Consider the following 25,779-nt stretch of genomic DNA (forward strand, 5'->3'; position numbering starts at 1 on the left):
CTATGAAAAAAAGCGATATTGGATTTGAAGGATTTGGTGAAGCTTATTTTTCTACGATAAATAAAGGTGATATCAAAGGATGGAAAAAACATACTAAGATGACTCTAAATTTAGTAGTACCAATTGGAGAAATAGAATTTGTTGTATATAATGAGAGAACAAAAGAGTTCTTCAGTATAAAATTATCAAAAAAGAACTATCAAAAACTTACTGTAAAGCCTGATTTATGGATGGCTTTTAGAGGGATAGGAGAATATAATATGCTTTTGAACTTGGCAAACATCGAGCATGACCCGGATGAAGCAAAAAATATTGATTTAAAAGATATCAAATATGAATGGTAAAAAAAATGTTCTAATTACGGGAGGTACAGGATATATCGGTTTTGATTTGGTACACTCGTTAATTCAGAGACAGAACTGTAATATCGCAGTTTTGGTTAGAGATGTTGATACGGTAAATGAATATTTAAAAGAAAGAGTAATTTGTATAGATAGTAATAGTAAAAATTTAAAATCCGAGATTCTAAATTTTAACCCTGAAGTCGTTATTCATTTAGCGGCATATTCTACAAGTCTAGATTCCATAGATGAAATTCATAAACTTATCGAGTCCAATATAACTTTTACAGCATTATTGCTAAATGCATTAGAAGGTAGTGATCTTAAATTATTTGTAAATACAGGATCTTTTTCAGAATATTATTATAATAATGAAACTATAAGTCCAACTTATTTCTATTCTGCAACGAAGACATCTGCGAAGTATATAATAGAATACTTTAGTAAAAAAAATAATTTTAAAATGATAAATGCAATACTCTATAGTGTGTACGGTAAAAAGAACAAAAATAAAAAAGTTATTGATTATGCTATGGCATCACTCGATTCGAATGAACAGGTTAAGATGAGTAGCGGAGATCAAATACTGGATTTCATACATATAGAGGATGTAATAAGTTTTTATATAAATTTAATAGATAATTATACAAATCTAAATATTACAAAGCAGGATTATTTTGTTGGTACGGGAAAAGGTATATCTATTAAAGATTTAGTTTTTCTTTTAGAAAAAGAGATGAATCAAAAAGCAAATATCTCTTGGGGTGGAAATAAAAGCCGCAAGAGAGATACGATCCATGCTAGTGCCAATATTGTAAAGAATTTAGAAGATTTGCTCTGGTCTGCAAAAATAGATATTCGTACGGGAATAAAAAAATATATTGATAAAGAAATAATATAATGAAACAAAATGATCCTTTGATCTCAATAGTCATTCCTATTTATAATGCGGAAAAGTATTTAAAAGAAACAATAGAATCTGTAATTGCACAATCTTATAAAAACTTTGAGCTTTTATTAATCAATCATGCCTGTACCGATAATAGTATTTCTATTATGGAAAACTATAAAGCTAAAGATAATCGTATACAGATCATAACTCTTGATGTGAATAAGGGCGGCCCCGCGTACCCGAGAAATATCGGGATTGATAATGCAAACGGCGATTATATAGCATTTCTTGATTCTGATGATGTCTGGTTGAAAGAGAAGCTGGAGAAAGAAGTTGAAATTTTGGCTGACAATGATTATGATATTATACATACTCTGGCCTATACCATCGATACAAAAAGTAATATGACAGGATTCTTGAACAATCAGAGAGTGTATAATATACTTCATCCTTTTTTGAATGATCTTACAATCTTATATTGTTCAAATTATATTAATATCAATACTGTATTGATGAAAAAAGATAAAAAGATAAAATTTCGTGAAGATAGTTATCTCATAGCTTTAGAAGATTGGTTTTTCTGGATAGAACATTTGCATAACGGAAAAAATTTTTTTCTTCTTAAAGAGAATCTTATTAATTACAGAGTCGATATGGACTCTATGTCAAACAGAAAGACAGATAAAAGTTATAAAAAAGCATTTTATCTTTACGCATTACTGCTCAATGATAATAAAATATCCTTAGGATTGTTTATCTCTTGTTACATTATAAATACATTGAAAACGATACTTAGAAATATAAAAATAAAATTAAAATAGCAATAGGTGATTATATGGTAACGTTAATTATTGGAAAGAATAGTAATCTATCTAATGCTCTATACTCCAAGGTGAAAAATTGTTTTTTAATCTCATCTAGAGAACTCCTAGAGAACATTGATATATTATCCAGATTTAAGGATAGACGTGTCAATATCATTTTTAATAATTTTCAACAAGCTATACAATTGAACAACCTTGAAAATGCGAGTAGTTATATAACGAACTCAATTTTAATAACCGCAAAAGTTCTTGATTATTTTAAGACGGTAGATATCAATAAGATCATATACACAAGCAGCAGTTCAGTATATGGAAACAATATTTTATGCAATGAAAAAGATGAATTAAAGCCTATGAATTTGCATGCATCCTTAAAAGTTGCAAATGAAAAACTTATAGAAAAATACTGCAACGATGCAGGCATAGACTATACGCTAGCAAGAATATTCAATATGTACGGCGGAGATGATAATTTTTCCATAGTAAGCAAGATCATAAACGCATATAAGACAGATCAGGAACTGACTATTGTTAATAACGGTAATGCGATCAGAGACTTTATACATATAGACGATGTGGTTGAGATATATGTACGTTTACTAGGAATAACCGGTCGGAATATCATAAATATTGGAACGGGAAATGGAAGTTCGATAAAAAATATACTTGATTTTCTGGCAAACAATAAAATCACAGTTAGAACGAAAAATATTTTTAGAGATGAATTGAAAACATCGACTGCAGACATAAGATTACTAGACAATGTACTTCATAAAGATAATTTCATAAAAGTAGAGGATTACTTGAGACAAGAGCTCAATATATGAAAAAGATTATAATGATAACAACAGTACCTATGAGTTTGGCTACATTAGTCAAAGGCCAGGCAAAGTACTTGTCAAATTATTATGAAGTGAAGTTAGTGACCTCATATGCTGCAGAAAATAAAGAGATAGCAGCTTTTGAAGGCGTAGAGCTAAAAGCCATAGATATGACCCGTCAGATAACTATATTAAAAGATCTGATCGCTTTAATGAAAATATTTTTTTATATACTTCACGAAAAACCGGATGTCGTATACACATTCACACCAAAAGCAGGATTGCTCGGCATGATTGCGTCTTTTATGGCAAGAGTCCCCGTGCGAATTCACAATATTGTCGGTATGCCGCTCATGGAAGCAGTAGGCAAGAAGAAAACTCTTTTAATGTTTATAGAAAAGTTGACGTATTTTTTTGCTACCGATCTATTTTGTAATAGTTTTGGACTCAAAGAGTATATAAATATAAATTTGACGAAAAGAGAGGTCAAAGTAATAGGCCAGGGCTCTATTAACGGTGTCGATACAGAATTTTTTCGTAACAAGACGACAAAAGATGAACAGATAAATATCAGAAATGCCCATGGCATTGATGAAAATGATTTTGTCATAACATTCGTCGGTAGAATCGTAAAGGATAAGGGTATCAATGAGTTGGTTGAATCATTCATTGAATTAAATCAGAAGTATACTAATCTGAAATTACTGCTTGTAGGAGATTACGAAGAACATCTTAATCCTATTAAAAAAGAGAATAAGAGTTTGATGGATAGTTCAAAAAACATCATTATGGTAGGTTTTCAAAAAGATATTAGAGACTTTCTAGCCATAAGTGATCTGTTTGTCCTCCCCTCATATAGAGAAGGGCTTCCTAACTCTCTCATAGAAGCCGGCAGTTTCGGGATCCCATTACTCGCAACGAACATTAATGGATGTAATGAAATAATCGTACACAAAAAGAACGGAATATTGGTAGAGAAAAAAGATAAGAAAAGCCTGCAAGAAGGTATTGAATTACTACTGACCGATAAACAGCTTTATCAAAAGATAAAATTAGAAGTTAGAGATGATATTATTCATAGATACGATCAAAATTACTTTTGGAAAGAGTTGAAGAATGAACTTGAAACAATTATTTGATAAAATCTTAGCATTAGTTTTGATCATACTTTTTTCACCGATCTACATCATTGTATCCTTGCTTATCTTGTTGAAAATGGGAAGACCGATATTTTTCAGACAACAAAGACCGGGATACAAAGAGAAAATATTCGGGATATATAAGTTTCGTACGATGACAAATGAAAAAGATGAAAACGGTGAACTTCTACCGGATGAAAAAAGATTAGTAGGCATAGGAAAGTTTATAAGAAGTACAAGTTTAGACGAACTGCCGCAACTTTTTAATGTTTTAAAAGGGGAGATGAGCTTTGTAGGTCCAAGACCGCTTTTGATCGAATACCTGAACTTGTATAATGAAACTCAGAAAAGAAGACACGATGTTTTACCCGGTATCACTGGTTGGGCACAAGTGAATGGACGAAATGCTATAAGCTGGGAGCAAAAATTTGAATATGATGTCTGGTATGTCGATCATAAATCTTTTTCTCTTGACATGAAGATACTTTGGCTTACTTTTTTAAAGGTATTGAGAAGAAGTGGTATTAGTTCAGACTCTAGTGTTACTATGGAGAAGTTTAGAGGCACTAAGTCGTGAACAGTATATATATTTATGGTGCAAGCGGACATGGACTGGTCGTTGCAGACATAGCAAGACTATGTGGATATGATGAGATAATATTTATAGATGACGGGAATAACGAATATGCAGTTTTTGAAAGTATCAAAGAAAATATTCATATACCTATAGCACTTGGAATAGGAAGCAATACAGTAAGAGCCTCTCTATTTGAAAAGGTCAAAAAAATTGGCTTTGAGATAGTCAGTCTGGTACATCCTAGTGCTATTGTATCCTCAAGCAGTAGTATCGGAATAGGAACAGTCGTTATGCCTAATGTCGTCATAAATGCAAAGGCAGATATCGGTGATGGAGTGATATTAAATACGGGATCGATCATAGAACATGAATGTGTAGTAGAAAATTTTGTACATATTTCACCTAATGCAGCTTTGGCAGGTGGTGTAAAAATCGGAGAATTAACCCACATAGGCATAGGTTCTAGTGTGATACAAGGTATAATTATAGGAAAACAATCGATTATCGGTGCAGGTTCCGTCGTAGTGAAAGATATAGGCGATTTTAAAAAAGCATATGGGAACTATTGCAAGGAAATAGAGGATATAAAGTAGATGAATAAAAGAATTTTTTTAAGTGCTCCGCATATGAGTGGAAATGAATTAAAATATATAGAAAAAGTATTTGAGAGTAACTATATTGCACCGCTTGGAGAATATGTCAATAGATTTGAAGATAGTATTAAAAGCTATACAGGTGCAAAAAATGCACTTGCTGTAACAAGCGGGACAGCTGCTATTCACTTGGCTCTTAGAGTATTGGGTATAGGTAAAGATGATGATGTTCTGGCTTCGACTTTTACCTTTATAGGTTCCGTAAATGCAATAATATACCAAGGTGCAAATCCTGTGTTTATAGACAGTGATAAAGAGTCTTGGAACCTATCTCCCAAATTATTAAATAAATATTTATGCGAATGTCAAAAAAAGCCGAAAGCTCTGGTAATAACTCATCTATACGGACAGTGTGCGGATATAGAGAAGATCGCCGATATCTGTAAACTTCACGGTGTATATCTGATAGAAGATGCGGCAGAATCTTTAGGTGCTATTTATAACGGAAAACATACAGGTACTTTTGGAGATTTCGGTATATATAGTTTCAATGGAAATAAGATAATAACTACTTCCGGGGGTGGTATGCTCGTCAGTGATAATAAAGAATGGATCGATAAGGCAAAATTTTATGCTACACAAGCAAAAGAGCCTTTTATCCACTATGAACACAAAGAGTATGGATACAACTACCGTATGAGTAATGTACTTGCAGCTATTGGTGTCGGACAGATGGAAGTAATAGAAGACAGAGTCTTGAAAAAACGAGAGATATTTGGATGGTATAATGAGTTTTTAAATGATATTGAAGAGATAATATTCATGCCTGAACTCGAAAACAGCCGCGGTAATAGATGGCTTACAGCTATGACATTTGAAAAAACAGATTTTAATAAGATTATGAAAAAACTTGAAGAGGCGAATGTAGAAAGCAGACCGTTATGGAAACCTATGCATATCCAGCCATTATTTAAAGATGCAAAAGCTGTAGTCGACGGAACGAGTGAGGACCTTTACAGTAAGGGGCTCTGTGTAGCCAGCAGTACGATAATGGGTAGGGATGATGTCAAAATGATCTGCGATATTATATTAGCTAATTTGGATTGAAGATGGGTTTTGTTGATAAAAGAATATTAAACTTTATAGTGATAATTACATTAACCTTTATAACGTTTGCATGGACATTTTTTATATTTCATATGCCGTTTAATATTAATGTCGTTTTGATTGTCTTAGGTGTACGAGTCTTGGCTTCATTATTGATATTTAAAGATTATTCTCTTTCTTGGAGTAAAGCGACGCAAAAGACATTTTTACTAAAAAGCCTTGTCTACATTGCAGCATTTTCGATCTACCTGCCTGTATTATACGGAAAAGTCAGATTTGCCTTTTTAGCTTCCGAACTTTTTTTATATCTGTTTTCTATAAATTTTGCGATGTATTTATATTACTATTTAGTGAATAAAAGCCAAATCAGTAAATCAAAAACTGTTGTGATATATGGAGCAGGTAAGGCAGGGATAAAACTTGAAGAAGAATTCAGTCATAGCGAGTACAAAGTAAAATACTTTGTTGATGATGACAAGATACTTCAAAAAAGATCGATAGACGGTATACGGATAGTATCAAAAGAGGAATTAAAAGAAAAGATAGAGCAGGATAACAAGTTAGATCTGCTTGTTATTGCTATGCCTTCAGCTTCTCATGAAAGAGTTAAAGAGATATACGACAAGCTGAGTGTTTATTTTAAAGCTATCAAGGTCTTGCCTGCATTTGATGAGATACTCAGAGATAAAGACTTTGCGAAACAATTAAAAGATATCTCGGTAGAAGATCTACTTGCAAGACATCCTAAAGACTTGGATAAGAGTGTTATAGAAAATTTCATTAAAGACAAAACGGTTCTTATTACCGGTGCAGGCGGAAGTATAGGAAGTGAGATAAGTAGACAGTGCGCTAGTTTTGGCGCAAAACAACTGATACTTTTAGATCATAGTGAATTTAACTTATACAGTATTGCCGAAGAGCTAAGTGAATGTGATCCGGTATTTGTAATGCAGTCAGTGGTAAATAAAGAACTGTTGGACAAGACATTTGAACAGTATAAGCCTGATATTGTCATGCATGCAGCAGCATATAAGCATGTACCTTTAGTAGAAGAAAACATATCAGAGGCTATTATAAATAATGTGATAGGGACTAAGAACGCTATCGATTGTGCTATAAAACATAAAGTGAAAAAATTTGTACTTATATCTACAGATAAAGCAGTAAGGCCTACTAACGTTATGGGAACGACGAAGAGGATTTGTGAAATGTATGCTCAAAATGTGGATGCATCTTTTGATGGTAATACTACAGAAATCGTAGCAGTACGCTTTGGAAACGTTCTTGGAAGTAGTGGAAGTGTAATCCCGAAATTTAAAGCACAAATAGAAAGTGGTGGACCAATTACTGTGACTCATCCTGATATAACCAGATATTTTATGCTTATCAATGAGGCCTGTGAACTTGTACTTCAAGCAGGTGCTATCGCAAAAGGCGGCGAAATATTTATTTTAGATATGGGTGAACCTGTAAAAATCATAGATCTGGCAAAAAAAATGATTTCATTATCTGGTCATGATGATATAGAAATAGAGTTTAGCGGATTAAGAGCAGGTGAAAAGTTATATGAAGAGTTACTTATCGATGACAGTGATGCAAAAACACAATATGAGTCGATCACTGTGGCAGGAAAGACAGATTATGATATATCAAAATTAAATGACGATATTGCAGAGTTGATAAGTACAAATGATAAGTTAGCTAAACTAAAAGAGATCGTACCGGAGTTTAATCATAATAAAAACTAAAAGTATGGCAAATTGCAATAAGTTTTGAAAAAGTTTATTTTTACTATATAGTGTTCCAATCAACTAAAAGGAGTTAAAATGAAAATTTTAGCAATGATGGTAATTGGAATAAGTTTATTATTTGGTGCTGTTGACATAAATACGGCAAATAAAGGTCAGTTGATGAATCTCAACGGTATCGGCGATAAAAAAGCGGATGCAATTTTACAATACAGAAAAGAGCACTGTTTTAAAAATGTCGATGATATGGTTCTCGTAAAAGGAATCAGTAAGAAATTTATTGAAAAAAACAGAAAAGATTTAACTGCAAGCAAATGTAAGATCTAATCATATCTTGGTATAAAAATAAAATGCTATAATTGCGATATTATAGCATTTGAAATAAAGAGATATTTTATGATTTTAATGATCGATAATTATGATAGTTTTACTTATAACATAGTTCAGTATTGTCTGGAACTTGGTGCAGATCTGAAGGTTATACGTAATGATGAACTTACTTTGGAAGAGATTATTGCTTTAAGACCTGAAAAGATTGTCATCTCCCCCGGTCCTGCAACGCCTGATGATGCGGGTGTGACTTTGGAAGTTATTGATTATTTTAAAGATAAACTCCCGATTCTTGGCATCTGTTTAGGTCACCAAAGTATTGCTCAAGTATATGGCGGGAAAGTAGTACGTGCAAAAAACATGATGCACGGTAAGACATCGATAATGGAACAATCAATTGAGTGTGATATTTTTAAAAAAGTTCCTCAGCAGTTTCGTGCGACTAGATACCATTCACTGATCGTTGAAAAAGAAAACCTTCCTGAAGATATCAAACCGACTGCGTATAGTATAGATGATCATGAGATAATGGCATTGCAGATAAAAGATAAGCCGATTTACGGTGTGCAATTTCATCCGGAATCGATTATGAGTGAATTTGGTTATGAGATCATAGGAAATTTTTTAAAATTATGAAAAAATATTTCATCTTATTCCTAATAATAGGGTTAGATGTCCTTTTTTTATTGTATGAAACTTCTCAGTTATCAATAGGATATAGTGAAGTCAGTCTCTTAAATGGTGGTTTTTCTGTTTTAAAATATATAGAAAATTTTTCTTTTTATATTTTTGGGCAAAATGACTTAGCTCTTAGACTGCCGATGATCATCCTGCATATTTCGAGTGCCTTATTGCTTTTTCATCTCTCGAAGAGATATCTTAAGTACGACAGAGACAGGATATGGTTAGTAGTAGTATTTATACTGCTTCCAGGAGTACTGAGTTCTTCCATTGTAGTTAACAGTGCCGGCTTAGTTATTTTCTCACTTTTCTTATATTTAAATCTATATAGTATAAACCCATACTTTAAGTACCTGCTGCTTATACCGATCTGGTTTGTAAGCCCGAGTATTATATTTTTATATTTAGGACTTACTTTTTATTCAATAAAAGAGAAAGACTATAAGTTTGCTTTGTTTAATATTATTCTTTTTTCATCTTCATTATATGTAAATGGATTTGATACTACGGGCCTTCCCAAAGGACACTTTTTAGATACCTTAGCTATTTATGCTGCCATCTTTACTCCCATAGTTTTCGTATATGTATTTTATATCTTATATAGAAGGTATGTGACATCAAGAGAAGATATACTTTGGTATATCTCATCAACAGCTCTTTTAATATCATTGTTATTATCGTTTAGACAACGGTTACATCTAGAGGATTTTGCTCCATACATATTAGTGGCACTGCCGATAGCGGCACAAACATTCTATCACTCATATAGAGTAAGATTGAAACAATTTAGAGGAACCTATAAGACAATATTTATAATTTCATTTTTATTCTTATTGTTAAACGCAACAGTAGTACTTTTCAATAAATATATATATATTATTTTGGATAATCCAAAAGAACATTTTGCATATGATATGCACATTGCAAAAGATCTGGCAAGCAAATTAAAAGAAAAAAATATCACTTGTGTGAATGCAAACAATAAAAAATTACAATTAAGATTAAAGTTTTATGGAATTGACTTTTGTAAAGACTCGACTCTCACCTCAAGTAAGCGTAAAGAGTCAAAACTTGTTACTATAAGTTACAAAGGTCATAAAGTCTATAGAAGTTATGTTACTAAAATAAACAAATAGAGACATAAATACCCCTAAGAATTATAAATACAAGATATCAAAAAGATAATTTGTGCTACAATCATCCCCAAATATTCAACTAAAAGTAAGGAGTTGCAATGGCTCAAAGAGCGATTCGTGAATACGACGGTAAAGCAATTTTCTCTAAACACTGGGAAAAGTATTTCAGCGGGTTCCATTATGGATTTAAATCTGTATTGGTAACAAGTGGTGCTGAATTAAAAGCAAAAGCTGAGGAGCATGGTTTTGAATGGTTGAAACAAGAACCTCTTGTAGCAAAACCGGACATGCTGTTTGGTAAGCGTGGTAAAAATGATCTTGTTCTATTTAAAACAAATAAACCAGGTGATGTGACATTAGCTGATGCCGCTGCTTGGATAGATGAAAAAATGTCTCATACGACTACACTATTATCTGGTCAACATGGGCAGTTAACTCATTTTATAGTTGAGCCATTTACTCCGCACTCTCAAGAACAAGAATACTATATCTCTGCGACAACTGTCGGTGAAGATGATGTACTTTATATGTCTGCAGAAGGCGGTATGGAAGTAGAAGAAGGTTGGGATGAGAAAGTTAATGAAGTAGCTATTCCAATTAATATGAATGATGCAGATATGGAACACGCTATTAAAGCAAATATTCCTTCTGATATTCAAGCAAAAGATAAAGAATCATTCATATCATTTGCAATTCAATTCTTTAAATTTTATCGTGATATGAACTTTGCATATTTAGAGATCAATCCGATCGTTATGCTAGATAACAACGAAATGGCGATCTTAGACCTTGTTGCACGTTTAGATGACACTGCAGGTTTTATGATGGCTGATTCTTGGGGTGATATCGAATATCCGACAGCGTTTGGTATGGAAGATCAGTCTCCTGAAGAGAAAGCTATTGCAGAAGCAGATTCAAAATCAGGTGCTTCACTTAAACTTACTATCCTTAATCCACTTGGCCGTATCTGGACAATGGTCGCGGGTGGTGGTGCTTCAGTTGTTTATGCTGATACTATTGCAGATTTAAGCGGTGATGTAAAAGAACTTGCTAACTACGGTGAGTACTCGGGTGGACCGACTACTGGTGAAACAAAGTTCTATGCAGACACTTTGATAGATCTTATGACACGTCACAAAGATGCTAAAGGACGTAATAAGATCCTTATTATCGGTGGAGCTATCGCTAACTTTACTGACGTTGCAAAAACATTTACTGGTATCATCCAGTCATTTGAAGAAAATGTTGCAAAAATGAAAGAACATAACGTACAAATTTATGTACGTCGTGGTGGGCCTAACTATGAAAAAGGTCTTAAAGATATTAAAGAAGCAGCAGATCGTCTAGGTCTGTACATAGAAGTTTACGGACCAGAAACACATGTTACTGACATCGTTCGTATGGCTTTAGAGAAGTAAGGAGATATTAATGGGTGCATTATTTACTAAAGATACACAAGCAATTTTTTGGAATAACAACAAAAGCGCAATTCAGCGTATGCTTGATTATGACTATACTATTTCTCGTGAAAAGCCATCTGTTGCAGCTATCGTAGCTCCAACATCAAATAACAAATTTGAGAAGTTTTTCTATGGACCGGATGAGATAATGGTTCCGGTTTTCCGCTCAACTACTGAGGCGGCACAAGCTTTCCCAAAAGCTGATGTACTTCTTAACTTTGCATCATTCAGAACAGCGTATGATGTGACAATGGAAGCAATAGCAATCAAAGGTCAGTTTAAAACTGTTATGGTTACTGCAGAAGGTATCCCAGAAAGACTTGCAAGAAAGATGAATCAATCAGCTCGTGATGCTGGTGTTACAGTAATCGGACCTGCAACTGTCGGTGGTATCGCTCCGGGTGCATTTAAAATTGCAAACGTTGGTGGAACTATTGAGAACATAGTTAATTCTAAACTTCACCGTGCAGGTTCTTGTGGTCTTGTAACTCGTTCAGGTGGTCTGTTTAACGAACTTTCTAACATCATCGCTATCAACGCTGACGGTATTGCAGAAGGTGTTGCGATCGGTGGTGACCGTTTCGTTGGTTCAGTATTTATCGACAATCTTTTACGTATGGAAAGTAATCCGGAAGTAAAATATATGATCCTACTTGGTGAAGTAGGCGGTACTGAAGAATATAAAGTGATCGAAGCTGTTAAAAACGGTCAAATTAAAAAACCTATCATCGCATGGTGTATCGGTACTATTGCAAAACACTTTAGTTCAGGTGTTCAATTCGGTCACGCAGGTGCAAGTGCAAATGCTGACGCAGAAACAGCAGCTGCTAAAAACAAAGCGATGGCAGAAGCTGGGATATATGTTCCAGAGTCATTCAATGATCTACCAAACAAGATCAAAGAAGTTTATACAAAATTAAAAGCTGACGGTATCATCACAGATATAGCTGAACCTGAACTAAAAGTGGTTCCAAAAGTACGTCGTGCAAAAGAGTTTATTTGTACGATTTCTGATGATCGTGGTGATGAAGCAACATATGCAGGGTATCCTATATCTTCAGTTGCAACTCCTGACACAGGATTTGGTATCGGTGATGTTATTTCACTTCTATGGTTCAAAAAACGTTATCCAAAATGGGCTACTGAGTATATCGAGACTGTTATCAAAACTGTTGCAGATCACGGTCCAGCGGTTTCTGGTGCACACAATGCAAAAGTTACAGCTCGTGCTGGTAAAGATGTAATATCTTCACTTGTTACTGGTCTTTTAACAATTGGTCCACGTTTTGGTGGAGCGATCGATGATGCTGCACGTTATTTCAAATATGCAAACGATAACGGTATGAGCCCGGCTGAGTTTATCAATTATATGAAAGCTGAAGGTAAAACTATTTCTGGTATCGGTCACCGTATCAAATCTGTTCGTAACCCGGATCTTCGTGTAAGTGGACTGAAAAAATTTGCTGCTGAGAACTTCCCGGCAACTCCGTTACTTGACTTTGCACTTGAAGTAGAAAAACTTACTACAAGTAAAAAAGACAATCTTATCTTAAACGTTGACGGTACAATCGGTATCTTGATGGTAGATATGTGGCGTGCACTTGGTTATGCAGAAGACGAGATCGACGGTTTCATCGATGCAGGTGCATTAAATGCATTCTTCGTTGTTGGTCGTTCGATCGGTTTCATTGGTCACGTTCTTGACGAAAAACGTCTTGGTATGCCGATGTATCGCCATCCAATGGATGATATTCTTTATAACGTTGAAAAAGCAGAAGAGCTGTAAGCTCTTTTGTTTTTCACTCCTTACATGTAAACCACTTCTTTTCTCTCCCTTTCATATATTTATTTTATTTTTCTAATTTACTTTATATGACTTTTTCGTTACAATGGAAGAATAATAATTTTATTCTTAAAGAAAAAAAATGAAAAAACCAGCTTTTACTATGTTAGAACTTGTCTTTGTTATTGTAGCGATAGGTATACTTTCTGCCGTGTTTATCCCAAGGTTTGGACAGAATAAGCTTTCAGAAGCGGCTAATCAATTAATTTCGCATATAAGATATACACAGCACTTAGCATTGATGGATGATAAGTTTGATGCAACAGATGGGTCATGGTACAAAAAAAGATGGCAGATAGTTTTTTCTACTGGTGATAATTTTGCTAATAATAGACCGTCATACTCAATATTTAGTGATAAAAATGCAAACGGTAATCTTGATCCAAATGAGATCGCACTAAATCCGATAGATAAGACGAAGTATCTTACAGGGGGTGTTACAGGATATGCACAATTGGATATTCGTAATATGTCGACCTTTGTTGGAACAAAAGAGCTCAACTTAGGTACCAAATACAATATAGATACTATCTCTCTATCAGCAAGTTGCAGTACAGGTACTAGAATAGCTTTTGACCATCTTGGCAGACCGTTAAAAGGTCCGTTGACTAATTATACTTCTCCATATGATACTTCAGGTGGAAGAGGGCTTGTTAGTGCCCCATGTGATATTACAATGACAAGTTCTTATGGAACAGCTACTATAAGAATTGAGCCTGAAACAGGATATGTACATTTACAATAAAACTATTTTTGTCAACAGGAAGAGAGTAAGGATATTCATTTTATAAGAAAACCTAATGAAAAAAGAGGGTAAAAATTACATAAATCAACAAATTTAAAAATTTCTCTAAAATTCTTTCGAAAACCTCTTGACATTGAATTAAAATTTTCCTATAATTCCCGTCCACAAACGATGAGACCTAAAGTTTAGGCCTTGAGAGACGAAAGTTTTTCTAGTTTGAGATCATTGAAAACTAAGCAAGTAAATGACAAGATAACTAACGAAAGTTAGCAGTTTTTGAGTTTACTTAAATAACTAATAACACAACCGTCTATTCATATATTATATATATGTTTAGATACATACATAAAAGACCATTATCTTCGGATAGTGGCGAAGCCAATGATTTTTCAATCTTGGGCAAAGATTAGACAAACCAATTATGGAGAGTTTGATCCTGGCTCAGAGTGAACGCTGGCGGCGTGCTTAACACATGCAAGTCGAACGGTAACAGGAAGAGCTTGCTCTTTGCTGACGAGTGGCGCACGGGTGAGTAATATATAGTTAATGTGCCCCAAAGACCGGGATAGCCACTGGAAACGGTGATTAATACTGGATACACCTTTTAAGCTCAAGCTTAATCGGGAAATGTCTTTTCGCTTTGGGATCAGACTATATCCTATCAGCTAGTTGGTGAGGTAAGAGCTCACCAAGGCGATGACGGGTAGCGGGTTTGAGAGGATGATCCGCCACACTGGTACTGAGACACGGACCAGACTCCTACGGGAGGCAGCAGTGAGGAATATTGCACAATGGGGGAAACCCTGATGCAGCAACGCCGCGTGGAGGATGACGCATTTCGGTGTGTAAACTCCTTTTATTAGGGAAGAAAATGACGGTACCTAATGAATAAGCACCGGCTAACTCCGTGCCAGCAGCCGCGGTAATACGGAGGGTGCAAGCGTTACTCGGAATCACTGGGCGTAAAGGACGCGTAGGCGGGTTGCCAAGTCAGGTGTGAAATCCTACAGCTTAACTGTAGAACTGCACTTGAAACTGGTAACCTAGAGTATGGGAGGGGGAGATGGAATTAGTGGTGTAGGGGTAAAATCCGTAGATATCACTAGGAATACCGAAAGCGAAGGCGATCTCCTGGAACATAACTGACGCTAAGGCGTGAAAGCGTGGGGAGCAAACAGGATTAGATACCCTGGTAGTCCACGCCCTAAACGATGTTCACTAGTCGTCGGGATGCTTGTCATCTCGGTGATGCACTTAACAGATTAAGTGAACCGCCTGGGGAGTACGGTCGCAAGATTAAAACTCAAAGGAATAGACGGGGACCCGCACAAGTGGTGGAGCATGTGGTTTAATTCGAAGATACGCGAAAAACCTTACCTGGCCTTGACATTGATAGAATTCTGTAGAGATACGGAAGTGCCTTTCGGGGAACTTGAAAACAGGTGCTGCACGGCTGTCGTCAGCTCGTGTCGTGAGATGTTGGGTTAAGTCCCGCAACGAGCGCAACCCTCGTCGTTAGTTGCTAACAGTTCGGCTGAGCACTCTAACGAGACTGCCTTCGTAAGGAGGAGGAAGGTGAGGACGACGTCAAGTCATCATGGCCCTTACGGCCAGGGCTACACACGTGCTACAATGGGGCGTACAGAGAGTTGCGATACCGCGAGGTGGAGCCAATCTCTTAAAGCGTCTCTCAGTTCGGATTGTTCTCTGCAACTCGAGAGCATGAAGCTGGAATCACTAGTAATCGTAGATCAGCATTGCTACGGTGAATACGTTCCCGGGTCTTGTACTCACCGCCCGTCACACCATGGGAGTTGATTTCACCCGAAATCGGGAAGCTAACCTTCGGGGGGCTACCGCTTACGGTGGAATTAGCGACTGGGGTGAAGTCGTAACAAGGTAACCGTAGGAGAACCTGCGGTTGGATCACCTCCTTTCTAGAGTAAGCATTAAGATTCGTTTCTTAGATGCAATACAAAGAAAATCTCACACGAGATGTTAGTTATTAAGTTGTTTACTTGCTTAGTCCTGAGTGATCAGGCTATATTATTACTTGATGGGGAATTAGCTCAGCTGGGAGAGCGACTGCCTTGCACGCAGTAGGTCAGCGGTTCGATCCCGCTATTCTCCACCATCTTTTCATTATGAAGTTTAACACCAGACCTAGATGTAGGTTTAGTGTTAGACTTTTAAGTCTAAGAAGTTCATTAAATTATTATTGTTAAAGTCAACTAAAGTAAAGAAATAGAAGCGATTCTATGGATTGAAATTACAACTACAACAGATCACTGTCTTATGTTAAGTAAGGCAGTGAGCGCACGATCTAGAAATAGATCAACTTAGAAAAAAGATATTAAGGGCCATAGGTGGATGCCTTGGCTGGTAGAGGCGATGAAGGACGTATTAGGCTGCGAAAAGCCTCGGGGAGCTGCCAAAGAGCTTTGATCCGGGGATATCCGAATGGGGCAACCCAGCATGGCGCGAGTCATGTTACCCTACGGGGGGCGAACTTGGGGAAGTGAAACATCTCAGTACCCAAAGGAAGAGAAATCAAACGAGATTCCCATAGTAGCGGCGAGCGAAATGGGATTAGGACAAACCAAGTGCTTGCACTTGGGGTTGCGGACTGCATACGGCATTTGAGTCGATAGATGAGCACTTTGGAAAGAGTGGCCATAGAGGGTGATAGCCCCATAATCGAAATCGACGATAAGCTAGCAGGATCCAGAGTAGGTCGGGACACGTGTTATCTTGACTGAAGCAGGGGGGACCACCCTCCAATCCTAAATACTACTACCAGACCGATAGTGAACCAGTACCGTGAGGGAAAGGTGAAAAGAACTGCGGTGAGCAGAGTGAAATAGAACCTGAAACCTATGGCTTACAATCATTCGGAGCACTATTATATATAAGTGTGACGGACTGCCTTTTGCATAATGAGCCTGCGAGTTGTGGTATCTGGCAAGGTTAAGCGAACGCGAAGCCGTAGCGAAAGCGAGTCTTAATAGGGCGACATAGTCAGATGCTGCAGACCCGAAACTGAGTGATCTATCCATGAGCAGGTTGAAGCTGGTGTAAGAGCCAGTGGAGGACCGAACCCATTGACGTTGAAAAGTCTCGGGATGACTTGTGGATAGGGGTGAAAGGCCAATCAAACTCAGTGATAGCTGGTTCTCTCCGAAATATATTTAGGTATAGCCTCGAGCATTAGCATACAGGGGTAGAGCACTGACAGGGCTAGGGCTGCCTACCGCGGTACCAAACCCTATCAAACTCCGAATACTGTATGTGCAACCTCGGGAGTCAGGCGGTGGGTGATAAAATCAATCGTCAAGAGGGGAACAACCCAGACTAGCAGCTAAGGTCCCAAAGTTACATCTGAGTGGAAAAGGATGTGGAGTTGCTGTGACAACCAGGAGGTTGGCTTAGAAGCAGCCATCCTTTAAAGAAAGCGTAACAGCTCACTGGTCTAGCGATTCTGCGCCGAAAATATAACGGGGCTAAGATGTACACCGAAGCTCTAGATTCATAGTTTACTATGAGTGGTAGGAGAGCGTTCCAAGCAGCGTAGAAGCCATACCGGTAAGGAGTGGTGGAGCGCTTGGAAGTGAGCATGCAGGCATGAGTAGCGATAAAAGGGATGAGAATTCCCTTCGCCGTAAACCCAAGGTTTCCTACGCGATGCTCGTCATCGTAGGGTTAGTCGGGACCTAAGTCGAGTCCGAAAGGGGTAGACGATGGCAAATCGGTTAATATTCCGATACCGACGGTTGTTCATTTGAGTGATGGGGGGACGCATAGAGTTAAACGAGCTCACTGATGGAATAGTGGGTCGAAGGACGTAGGAAGTAGCATAGGCAAATCCGTGCTGCAATATTCCGAGATCTTACAGGCAATTCAATCTCTTCGGAGAGCGAGTTGAATCGTTGATACTGTCGTGCCGAGAAAAGCCTCTAAGCGAGAACAGCCGTTGCCCGTACCGTAAACCGACACAGGTGGGTGAGATGAGTATTCTAAGGCGCGTGGAAGAACCCTGGTTAAGGAACTCTGCAAACTAGCACCGTATCTTCGGTATAAGGTGTGCCTTTATTGTGAAGAGATTTACTCTTGGAGCAAGAAAAGGTCGCAGCAAAGTGTCCCTCCCGACTGTTTACCAAAAACACAGCACTCTGCTAACTCGTAAGAGGATGTATAGGGTGTGACGCCTGCCCGTGCTTGAATGTTAAAAGGATTTGTTAGCTCTGCGAAGCATTGAATTGAAGCACAAGTAAACGGCGGCCGTAACTATAACGGTCCTAAGGTAGCGAAATTCCTTGTCGGTTAAATACCGACCTGCATGAATGGCGTAACGAGATGGGAGCTGTCTCAACCAGGGATCCAGTGAAATTGTAGTGGAGGTGAAAATTCCTCCTACCCGCGGAAAGACGGAAAGACCCCGTGCACCTTTACTATAGCTTGACATTGCTATTGGGATATTCATGTGCAGGATAGGTGGGAGCCGTTGATGTAGATACGCCAGTGTCTACGGAGGCATCGTTGAGATACCACCCTTGAATATTCTGATAGCTAACTTGGTACGATTATCTCGTGCGAGGACAATGTCTGGTGGGTAGTTTGACTGGGGCGGTCGCCTCCTAAAAAGTAACGGAGGCTTACAAAGTTCGGCTCAGGTGGGTTGGAAATCCACCGTAGAGTATAATGGCATAAGCCGGACTGACTGTGAGACATACACGTCGAGCAGAGTCGAAAGACGGTCATAGTGATCCGGTGGTTCTGTGTGGAAGGGCCATCGCTCAAAGGATAAAAGGTACGCCGGGGATAACAGGCTGATCTCCCCCAAGAGCTCACATCGACGGGGAGGTTTGGCACCTCGATGTCGGCTCATCGCATCCTGGGCTGGAGCAGGTCCCAAGGGTATGGCTGTTCGCCATTTAAAGCGGTACGCGAGCTGGGTTCAGAACGTCGTGAGACAGTTCGGTCCCTATCTTCCGTGGGCGTAGGAAAGTTGAGGAGAGCTGACCCTAGTACGAGAGGACCGGGTTGGACGTGCCACTGGTGCACCAGTTGTTCTGCCAAGAGCATCGCTGGGTAGCTACGCACGGATGTGATAACCGCTGAAAGCATCTAAGCGGGAAGCCAACTCCAAGATGAACTTTCCCTGAAGTACGCTTGAAGACTACAAGCTTGATAGGCTGGATGTGTACGCAGAGTAATCTGTTTAGCTGACCAGTACTAATAGTACGTTCGTCTTTTTTTTAGCTCACTGCCTTACTTAGTGTAAGAGTGGTCTGTTGTTGTAATACGACCTGTTGACTTTAACAATACTAAACCCCCTGTAAATCCATAGCAATTGGATATAAGCGCATCTAGGTGCTTTTATATCCGATTGTCTAGGTGGCTATAGAGAGAGGGAAACGCCTGGCCCCATTCCGAACCCAGAAGCTAAGCCTCCCATCGCTGATAATACTGCACCTTTCAGGTGTGGAAACGTAGGTCGCCGCCTAGTTATCGGATTTACTACTTCATATTTCAATCACTTTTAAATCTTATAATTAACAATATATCTCTTAGATGTTTTTTATTGTTTCATACTTACAATCGTTCTTTTATACGATCTCTTTTATATATAAAGATCCTTTTTTTTGATAATCGTCTCTTATTATTAATCTAGTCAATTCCAGATCGTCATTTTCAATTGAAAAAATTATATTTTTGCACATGTTCATTTTTGCATAGTCTATTAAATAAGATAACATCTCATTATTGTATTTCAGAGTGTTTTTAGTTTTAATCGTTATGAATTCATATACATGTAAGTGTTTTTTATAGAATAAACTTGTTTCAATTTTTACTCCTATATATGATATAGGTACATCTTTCTCAATAATAGTGAGAATTTTATAATTTTCTTTTCTCATCTCATATATCAGATCTTCAAATTCTTTATAGCTAATATCACCTTTTTCATGTTGTAATATTTCATATGCTACGTGTAATTCGGTCAGGGTGATTTCTCTTATTTGCATTTTCAATCTTTATCTGTAATATGTACTCAAGTACAATATCTTAATTTTATTTATTATTCTACTATACTAGTAATTAATTATCTATGCAGGAGTTCAGTATGGCAGCAGTTATCGGAAAAATTGAGAGTTTAGATGGGAAATTTTATGCTAAAAGCGCTGACGGTTCACTTAGAGTCTTATCCAAAGGTGATGAGATATTTGAAGGCGAAGTCGTTGTTGGTGATAAATCAAACTCTTCTATCGATAGTATTATTGTTTCAACGGTTGATGGTACTGATGTTGTACTGCTTGGTTCAAATGAACAACTCTTTGATGCATCATTGTCTGCTGAGCCGTTTTCTCAGGATGAAGTGGTAAATAACAGTGATGGGATCACTAATATTATTAACAAATACGGTAACGATGTAAATATAGATGATTTAGAGACTGCAGCCGGAGCTGATGGAGCATCAGTTGTAGAGTCAACTGACGACATTAAAGCTGATTTCCATAATATGAATAATAGTTTTTTAAATATAAGTGCTTCATTAAGAGATGCACATATTCCACAAACTCCTTTTGATCAAAATGACAAGATTGATAATGGCCTTATACTTTCACAATATAATGAACTTACAAAAGATGTGAGTGTAAGTACACTGAATGCAGACCTATCAGATGAAACGAATTCAGGATCAACAGCAGATACGATCACAAATGATGCAACACCGACTATCACAGGAACTACAGAGGGAGGCGCGACAGTTGTAATTACAGATGAAAACGGTAATACAGTCGGCTCAACAGTTGCTGATGAGAACGGTAATTATACGATCACGACAACAGAGCTTCCAGAAGGTTCAAACGATCTAACAGTAACAGCGACAGATGCAGCAGGGAACACAGCGGAAATAACTCAAAACGTTACAGTAGATACAAGCGCGACAGCGGGTGTAGTTACAGTAGATACAATAGCAGGCGATAATATCATCAACGCACAAGAAAACGGAGAAGCGACACAGACGGTTTCAGGAACAGCGACAGGCGGTGATATATCAGCAGGCGATAGCGTAACAGTTACAGTAAACGGAAACGACTATACAACAACAGTAGCAGAAGACGGAACATATTCAGTAGAAGTTGCGACATCAGACCTAGTTGCAGACGGCACAGTAGATGTAACGGTATCATCAACAGACGACGCAGGAAACAGTGTAGATACGACAGGTACTTCAACAGTAGCAGTTACAGTAGATACAAGCGCGACAGCGGGTGTAGTTACAGTAGATACAATAGCAGGCGATAATATCATCAACGCACAAGAAAACGGAGAAGCGACACAGACGGTTTCAGGAACAGCGACAGGCGGTGATATATCAGCAGGCGATAGCGTAACAGTTACAGTAAACGGAAACGACTATACAACAACAGTAGCAGAAGACGGAACATATTCAGTAGAAGTTGCGACATCAGACCTAGTTGCAGACGGCACAGTAGATGTAACGGTATCATCAACAGACGACGCAGGAAACAGTGTAGATACGACAGGTACTTCAACAGTAGCAGTTACAGTAGATACAAGCGCGACAGCGGGTGTAGTTACAGTAGATACAATAGCAGGCGATAATATCATCAACGCACAAGAAAACGGAGAAGCGACACAGACGGTTTCAGGAACAGCGACAGGCGGTGATATATCAGCAGGCGATAGCGTAACAGTTACAGTAAACGGAAACGACTATACAACAACAGTAGCAGAAGACGGAACATATTCAGTAGAAGTTGCGACATCAGACCTAGTTGCAGACGGCACAGTAGATGTAACGGTATCATCAACAGACGACGCAGGAAACAGTGTAGATACGACAGGTACTTCAACAGTAGCAGTTACAGTAGATACAAGCGCGACAGCGGGTGTAGTTACAGTAGATACAATAGCAGGCGATAATATCATCAACGCACAAGAAAACGGAGAAGCGACACAGACGGTTTCAGGAACAGCGACAGGCGGTGATATATCAGCAGGCGATAGCGTAACAGTTACAGTAAACGGAAACGACTATACAACAACAGTAGCAGAAGACGGAACATATTCAGTAGAAGTTGCGACATCAGACCTAGTTGCAGACGGCACAGTAGATGTAACGGTATCATCAACAGACGACGCAGGAAACAGTGTAGATACGACAGGTACTTCAACAGTAGCAGTTACAGTAGATACAAGCGCGACAGCGGGTGTAGTTACAGTAGATACAATAGCAGGCGATAATATCATCAACGCACAAGAAAACGGAGAAGCGACACAGACGGTTTCAGGAACAGCGACAGGCGGTGATATATCAGCAGGCGATAGCGTAACAGTTACAGTAAACGGAAACGACTATACAACAACAGTAGCAGAAGACGGAACATATTCAGTAGAAGTTGCGACATCAGACCTAGTTGCAGACGGCACAGTAGATGTAACGGTATCATCAACAGACGACGCAGGAAACAGTGTAGATACGACAGGTACTTCAACAGTAGCAGTTACAGTAGATACAAGCGCGACAGCGGGTGTAGTTACAGTAGATACAATAGCAGGCGATAATATCATCAACGCACAAGAAAACGGAGAAGCGACACAGACGGTTTCAGGAACAGCGACAGGCGGTGATATATCAGCAGGCGATAGCGTAACAGTTACAGTAAACGGAAACGACTATACAACAACAGTAGCAGAAGACGGAACATATTCAGTAGAAGTTGCGACATCAGACCTAGTTGCAGACGGCACAGTAGATGTAACGGTATCATCAACAGACGACGCAGGAAACAGTGTAGATACGACAGGTACTTCAACAGTAGCAGTGGATACACAAGCAAGTGATATGGGTAGTTTAGCTATTACAAACATCGTGGATAATATCGGTGATCTAAGTTCTGTGACAATAAGCGGTACAGGTGCAGAAGCGGGTAATACTATTACTCTTTATGATGAAAATAATAATGCAGTAGCAACGGCAACTGTCGATGCAAACGGTACTTGGAATGCAGATATAAGTCATCTTGACGGTACACCTATAAATGATAATGAGTTCTTCAAAGTTACTGAAACAGATCCAGCAGGCAATGAGACAGCTCAAACAGATACGACGCATTATGCTCATTATGATTGGGCTGATGCACAGACTGATAATTATGATGATTTTGATATGTCGGGCAGTGGAGATGACAGACTTGCAGTCAATGATAATGATCTTAATGACAAATTAGTTGTCGATGGCGGTAGCGGTAACGATACGGTCGTATTTAGCGGTAATCTGGCTGATTATACGATAACAACTGATGAAAATGGCAATACGATTGTAACGGAGAACAGTTCAACAGATAGTGACGGTAACGGAACAGGCGATGTAAACGAACTTAGAAATGTTGAAAACATAGAGTTTGCAGACGGAAAATATGATACGACTACCGGTGTATTTACAGAAAATGATACTACGGCCGGTACACCGATTTTAGAAGTTGCTGTTGATAGCAATGTAACAGAGATCATCAGTCAGATAGAAGTTGTCGATACAGATGCAAATCAAGCAGACGGTATATATGAACGTGACGGAAACTACTATACGACTCAAACACAAGAGGTTGCAACAAACCAAGTCGATATTGATGCTTTAAGAGAAAAAGGTTATACAGTAGATGCGGATGGTAATTTCTTTGAAATTGGAAGCGGAGCGAAGATCCAAATAGAACAAGAAGCTACAAGAGAAGTTTCGAAAGTTGTGGATGTCGATCCAATTATGAAAGTTGCAACTGAAACAACGACTGTTAGAGTTGCAGGTGATGATCATGTAGATGCTGGATCAACAATTGACAAAAACTCGACTGAAACATTTGATTTTAAAGAACCTACATCAAATGTAGAGATCAACTTTAATAATTTTAATTCAGGAAGCGCGACAATTTTATTCTTGGATGCTGATGGAAATCAGGTAGGTAGTTCGATCAATCAAAACCCTACTAACGGTTCGGTCGGTTTTAATGTACCAGACGGCGCAGCAAGTATAGAGATACATAATAATAGTAGCAAATACCATGGTTCAGGTTTTGAGGTAGAAACTATTTCATATAGAGGTGAATCTCATGATGTTACCGTAGAAGCAGGCGGATTGGTCCCGGATACGGATGCAATGGCTGCAGCAGGAATTGTTTGGAGTGATACTCAAAGTGTAACACTGACTCAGACACCTACTAATACAGGTAGTGAAACGAATGATCTTCAAAATATAGGGAATGTCGGTAACAGCATAGTAGACGGATTCAACCCTGAAGATCATGAAGTCAGTCAAGTATTTGATTTTGGTACCGAATTGGCAAATAGACAAGTTACGATCACAGTAGACCTTGATGTTAAAAGCAGTTGGGATCAAAATGCGACAAGTACTCATGATATCTTAACTATAAGTGCAAATGGTCAACCGATTGAAACGCATAATTATACAAGCAGTTCATACGACTATAATGCGGGTATTGCTGCCGGAGAAGATTATGAGATGACAGGTACGCATCAATATACTTATGATGTGTATTTAGATGAAAATGGACAAGTACAATTAGATTTTATGGTCGCTTCAACTGCTTCCGATGAAGTAGTGAATGTTCATAATATTGAGGTTGCATATGAAGGACAAACAGGTTATGTACAAACGGTTCAAGAGAGTGAAACATATACGCAGACTGTTTTTGTAGATGCACCTGGTACACAGGTAAATGCTGATGATATTCCTGGCGGAGTTCCGTACATTATGACAGAACAAACTGTAGAAGTCGCTGCAGAACCGCATATGACTACAGAAGACACTGTTACAGGTTATGAGTACCACATGGATTTTAGTTCATCATTAACGGATACAGACGGTAGCGAGACTTTATCAAATATCACATTATCGAATATCCCTGATGGAACAAACTTAGTCGATGCCGACGGAAATAGCTTGTCTTCAAATAGTGATGGAAGTTATACTTTAAATATGGATGATAACGGAAGTGCTAATGTTACATTAGTCAGTAGTACACAAATCGACAGTAATTCTTTAGATTCTATTACAACATCAGTAACTTCAATTGAAAGCAGTAATGGCAGTGAGACGACATTACAAAGCACGGTCGGCGGACTTGATACATTGATATATGATGGAGATATGAACCTTGACCTTGGCAATATAGTCAATAATACGAATACAATCGAATCAATAGACTTAGGAAACGGAACTCAAAATGTTTCTATTTCACTGGGAGATGTACTTGATCTTACAGATGAAAACAACAGTTTAAAAATCGATGGTGACAGCCAAGACAGTGTGACTTTAAGTGATGATTCAAACGGCGATGGAACTGCTGATACAAGCTGGACGCTCGGCGAGTTTAAAACTGATGCGGAAACGGGAGCTACTTATCAAGATGTAACAGGTGTCAGTGATGATGGAAGTAAAGTCACATTGGAGATAAATACGCAGATACATGTAGACCATAGTTAATATGGTTTACATTTT

17 protein-coding genes, 1 tRNA gene and 3 rRNA genes are annotated in these 25,779 nt (G+C 38.1%); 20 read left to right on the plus strand and 1 reads right to left on the minus strand.

Annotation, left to right across the window (positions count from 1 at the left end):
- Nucleotides 1-2: 2 nt before the first annotated feature.
- The 19 genes from WCX87_RS03635 to rrf all read left to right on the plus strand — a co-directional run bounded on the left by WCX87_RS03635 (nucleotide 3) and on the right by rrf (nucleotide 19,743).
- Nucleotides 3-344 carry a dTDP-4-dehydrorhamnose 3,5-epimerase gene (locus WCX87_RS03635; protein ID WP_345980684.1) on the plus strand — a complete coding sequence of 114 codons (342 nt, stop codon included), beginning with the start codon at nucleotides 3-5 and terminating at the stop codon, nucleotides 342-344.
- Nucleotides 334-1,242, plus strand: coding sequence for an NAD(P)-dependent oxidoreductase (locus WCX87_RS03640; RefSeq protein ID WP_345980685.1), 909 nt, complete (start codon nucleotides 334-336; stop codon nucleotides 1,240-1,242). The genes WCX87_RS03635 and WCX87_RS03640 overlap by 11 nt, the downstream gene beginning before the upstream one ends.
- A complete protein-coding gene (locus WCX87_RS03645) occupies nucleotides 1,242-2,054 on the plus strand; it encodes a glycosyltransferase family 2 protein (protein WP_345980686.1) in 813 nt (270 codons plus the stop codon). The genes WCX87_RS03640 and WCX87_RS03645 overlap by 1 nt, the downstream gene beginning before the upstream one ends.
- Before the next feature lie 14 nt (nucleotides 2,055-2,068).
- Nucleotides 2,069-2,884 carry an SDR family oxidoreductase gene (locus WCX87_RS03650; RefSeq protein WP_345980687.1) on the plus strand — a complete coding sequence of 272 codons (816 nt, stop codon included), beginning with the start codon at nucleotides 2,069-2,071 and terminating at the stop codon, nucleotides 2,882-2,884.
- Nucleotides 2,881-4,017, plus strand: a complete 1,137-nt coding sequence (locus WCX87_RS03655; RefSeq protein ID WP_345980688.1) for a glycosyltransferase family 4 protein — start codon at nucleotides 2,881-2,883, stop codon at nucleotides 4,015-4,017. Before WCX87_RS03650 ends, WCX87_RS03655 begins: the two co-directional genes overlap by 4 nt.
- Complete coding sequence (pglC, locus tag WCX87_RS03660) at nucleotides 3,995-4,594, plus strand: undecaprenyl phosphate N,N'-diacetylbacillosamine 1-phosphate transferase (protein WP_345980689.1); 600 nt, start codon at nucleotides 3,995-3,997, stop codon at nucleotides 4,592-4,594. The genes WCX87_RS03655 and pglC overlap by 23 nt, the downstream gene beginning before the upstream one ends.
- Nucleotides 4,591-5,187 (plus strand): acetyltransferase, encoded by a 597-nt coding sequence (locus WCX87_RS03665; protein ID WP_345980690.1) that lies wholly within the window; start codon nucleotides 4,591-4,593, stop codon nucleotides 5,185-5,187. The genes pglC and WCX87_RS03665 overlap by 4 nt, the downstream gene beginning before the upstream one ends.
- The gene (pglE, locus tag WCX87_RS03670; protein ID WP_345980691.1) at nucleotides 5,188-6,294 is read left to right on the plus strand and encodes a UDP-N-acetylbacillosamine transaminase; all 1,107 of its coding nucleotides are present in this window, start codon (nucleotides 5,188-5,190) and stop codon (nucleotides 6,292-6,294) included.
- A 2-nt stretch (nucleotides 6,295-6,296) separates the two neighbouring features.
- Complete coding sequence (locus tag WCX87_RS03675; RefSeq protein WP_345980692.1) at nucleotides 6,297-8,042, plus strand: nucleoside-diphosphate sugar epimerase/dehydratase; 1,746 nt, start codon at nucleotides 6,297-6,299, stop codon at nucleotides 8,040-8,042.
- Between the two features lie 78 nt (nucleotides 8,043-8,120).
- Nucleotides 8,121-8,369, plus strand: coding sequence for a helix-hairpin-helix domain-containing protein (locus tag WCX87_RS03680; protein ID WP_345980693.1), 249 nt, complete (start codon nucleotides 8,121-8,123; stop codon nucleotides 8,367-8,369).
- Nucleotides 8,370-8,438: 69 nt separating this feature from the next.
- Complete coding sequence (locus tag WCX87_RS03685) at nucleotides 8,439-9,008, plus strand: aminodeoxychorismate/anthranilate synthase component II (RefSeq protein WP_345980694.1); 570 nt, start codon at nucleotides 8,439-8,441, stop codon at nucleotides 9,006-9,008.
- Complete coding sequence (locus WCX87_RS03690) at nucleotides 9,005-10,189, plus strand: hypothetical protein (protein WP_345980695.1); 1,185 nt, start codon at nucleotides 9,005-9,007, stop codon at nucleotides 10,187-10,189. The genes WCX87_RS03685 and WCX87_RS03690 overlap by 4 nt, the downstream gene beginning before the upstream one ends.
- 98 nt (nucleotides 10,190-10,287) lie before the next feature.
- Complete coding sequence (locus WCX87_RS03695; RefSeq protein ID WP_345980696.1) at nucleotides 10,288-11,607, plus strand: ATP citrate lyase citrate-binding domain-containing protein; 1,320 nt, start codon at nucleotides 10,288-10,290, stop codon at nucleotides 11,605-11,607.
- A 10-nt stretch (nucleotides 11,608-11,617) separates the two neighbouring features.
- Entirely contained in the window at nucleotides 11,618-13,435 is a 1,818-nt protein-coding gene (locus WCX87_RS03700) for a citrate/2-methylcitrate synthase (protein ID WP_345980697.1), read from the plus strand.
- Between the two features lie 139 nt (nucleotides 13,436-13,574).
- On the plus strand, nucleotides 13,575-14,237 hold the full coding sequence (locus tag WCX87_RS03705; protein WP_345980698.1) for a type II/IV secretion system protein: 663 nt from the start codon (nucleotides 13,575-13,577) through the stop codon (nucleotides 14,235-14,237).
- A gap of 418 nt (nucleotides 14,238-14,655) precedes the next feature.
- Nucleotides 14,656-16,174 (plus strand): 16S ribosomal RNA (locus WCX87_RS03710).
- A gap of 121 nt (nucleotides 16,175-16,295) precedes the next feature.
- Nucleotides 16,296-16,371 (plus strand) — tRNA-Ala (locus WCX87_RS03715).
- A gap of 209 nt (nucleotides 16,372-16,580) precedes the next feature.
- Nucleotides 16,581-19,494, plus strand: a 23S ribosomal RNA gene (locus WCX87_RS03720).
- A 133-nt stretch (nucleotides 19,495-19,627) separates the two neighbouring features.
- Nucleotides 19,628-19,743 (plus strand): 5S ribosomal RNA (gene rrf / locus WCX87_RS03725).
- The 16S, 23S and 5S rRNA genes sit together here with 1 tRNA gene alongside, the layout of an rRNA operon.
- Before the next feature lie 100 nt (nucleotides 19,744-19,843).
- On the opposite strand, the gene WCX87_RS03730 is transcribed toward rrf, so the two are convergent.
- Nucleotides 19,844-20,263 carry a GNAT family N-acetyltransferase gene (locus tag WCX87_RS03730; RefSeq protein ID WP_345980699.1) on the minus strand — a complete coding sequence of 140 codons (420 nt, stop codon included), beginning with the start codon at nucleotides 20,261-20,263 and terminating at the stop codon, nucleotides 19,844-19,846.
- 98 nt (nucleotides 20,264-20,361) lie between these two features.
- Here WCX87_RS03730 and WCX87_RS03735 point away from each other — a divergent pair, with 98 nt between their 5' ends.
- Nucleotides 20,362-25,764 carry an Ig-like domain-containing protein gene (locus WCX87_RS03735; protein WP_345980700.1) on the plus strand — a complete coding sequence of 1,801 codons (5,403 nt, stop codon included), beginning with the start codon at nucleotides 20,362-20,364 and terminating at the stop codon, nucleotides 25,762-25,764.
- Nucleotides 25,765-25,779: the final 15 nt, after the last annotated feature.

It is taken from the genome of Sulfurimonas sp. HSL3-2, assembly GCF_039645965.1.
GTDB classification, from domain to species: domain Bacteria; phylum Campylobacterota; class Campylobacteria; order Campylobacterales; family Sulfurimonadaceae; genus Hydrocurvibacter; species Hydrocurvibacter mobilis.

Bases quoted from the DNA above. Each gene is read 5' to 3' on its own strand.
- WCX87_RS03635 (WP_345980684.1), top strand. From the start codon at position 3: ATGAAAAAAAGCGATATTGGATTTGAAGGATTTGGTGAAGCTTATTTT.
- WCX87_RS03640 (WP_345980685.1), top strand. From the start codon at position 334: ATGAATGGTAAAAAAAATGTTCTAATTACGGGAGGTACAGGATATATC.
- WCX87_RS03645 (WP_345980686.1), top strand. From the start codon at position 1,242: ATGAAACAAAATGATCCTTTGATCTCAATAGTCATTCCTATTTATAAT.
- WCX87_RS03650 (WP_345980687.1), top strand. From the start codon at position 2,069: ATGGTAACGTTAATTATTGGAAAGAATAGTAATCTATCTAATGCTCTA.
- WCX87_RS03655 (WP_345980688.1), top strand. From the start codon at position 2,881: ATGAAAAAGATTATAATGATAACAACAGTACCTATGAGTTTGGCTACA.
- pglC (WP_345980689.1), top strand. From the start codon at position 3,995: ATGAACTTGAAACAATTATTTGATAAAATCTTAGCATTAGTTTTGATC.
- pglE (WP_345980691.1), top strand. From the start codon at position 5,188: ATGAATAAAAGAATTTTTTTAAGTGCTCCGCATATGAGTGGAAATGAA.
- WCX87_RS03675 (WP_345980692.1), top strand. From the start codon at position 6,297: ATGGGTTTTGTTGATAAAAGAATATTAAACTTTATAGTGATAATTACA.
- WCX87_RS03680 (WP_345980693.1), top strand. From the start codon at position 8,121: ATGAAAATTTTAGCAATGATGGTAATTGGAATAAGTTTATTATTTGGT.
- WCX87_RS03685 (WP_345980694.1), top strand. From the start codon at position 8,439: ATGATTTTAATGATCGATAATTATGATAGTTTTACTTATAACATAGTT.
- WCX87_RS03690 (WP_345980695.1), top strand. From the start codon at position 9,005: ATGAAAAAATATTTCATCTTATTCCTAATAATAGGGTTAGATGTCCTT.
- WCX87_RS03695 (WP_345980696.1), top strand. From the start codon at position 10,288: ATGGCTCAAAGAGCGATTCGTGAATACGACGGTAAAGCAATTTTCTCT.
- WCX87_RS03700 (WP_345980697.1), top strand. From the start codon at position 11,618: ATGGGTGCATTATTTACTAAAGATACACAAGCAATTTTTTGGAATAAC.
- WCX87_RS03705 (WP_345980698.1), top strand. From the start codon at position 13,575: ATGAAAAAACCAGCTTTTACTATGTTAGAACTTGTCTTTGTTATTGTA.
- WCX87_RS03730 (WP_345980699.1), bottom strand. From the start codon at position 20,263: ATGCAAATAAGAGAAATCACCCTGACCGAATTACACGTAGCATATGAA.
- WCX87_RS03735 (WP_345980700.1), top strand. From the start codon at position 20,362: ATGGCAGCAGTTATCGGAAAAATTGAGAGTTTAGATGGGAAATTTTAT.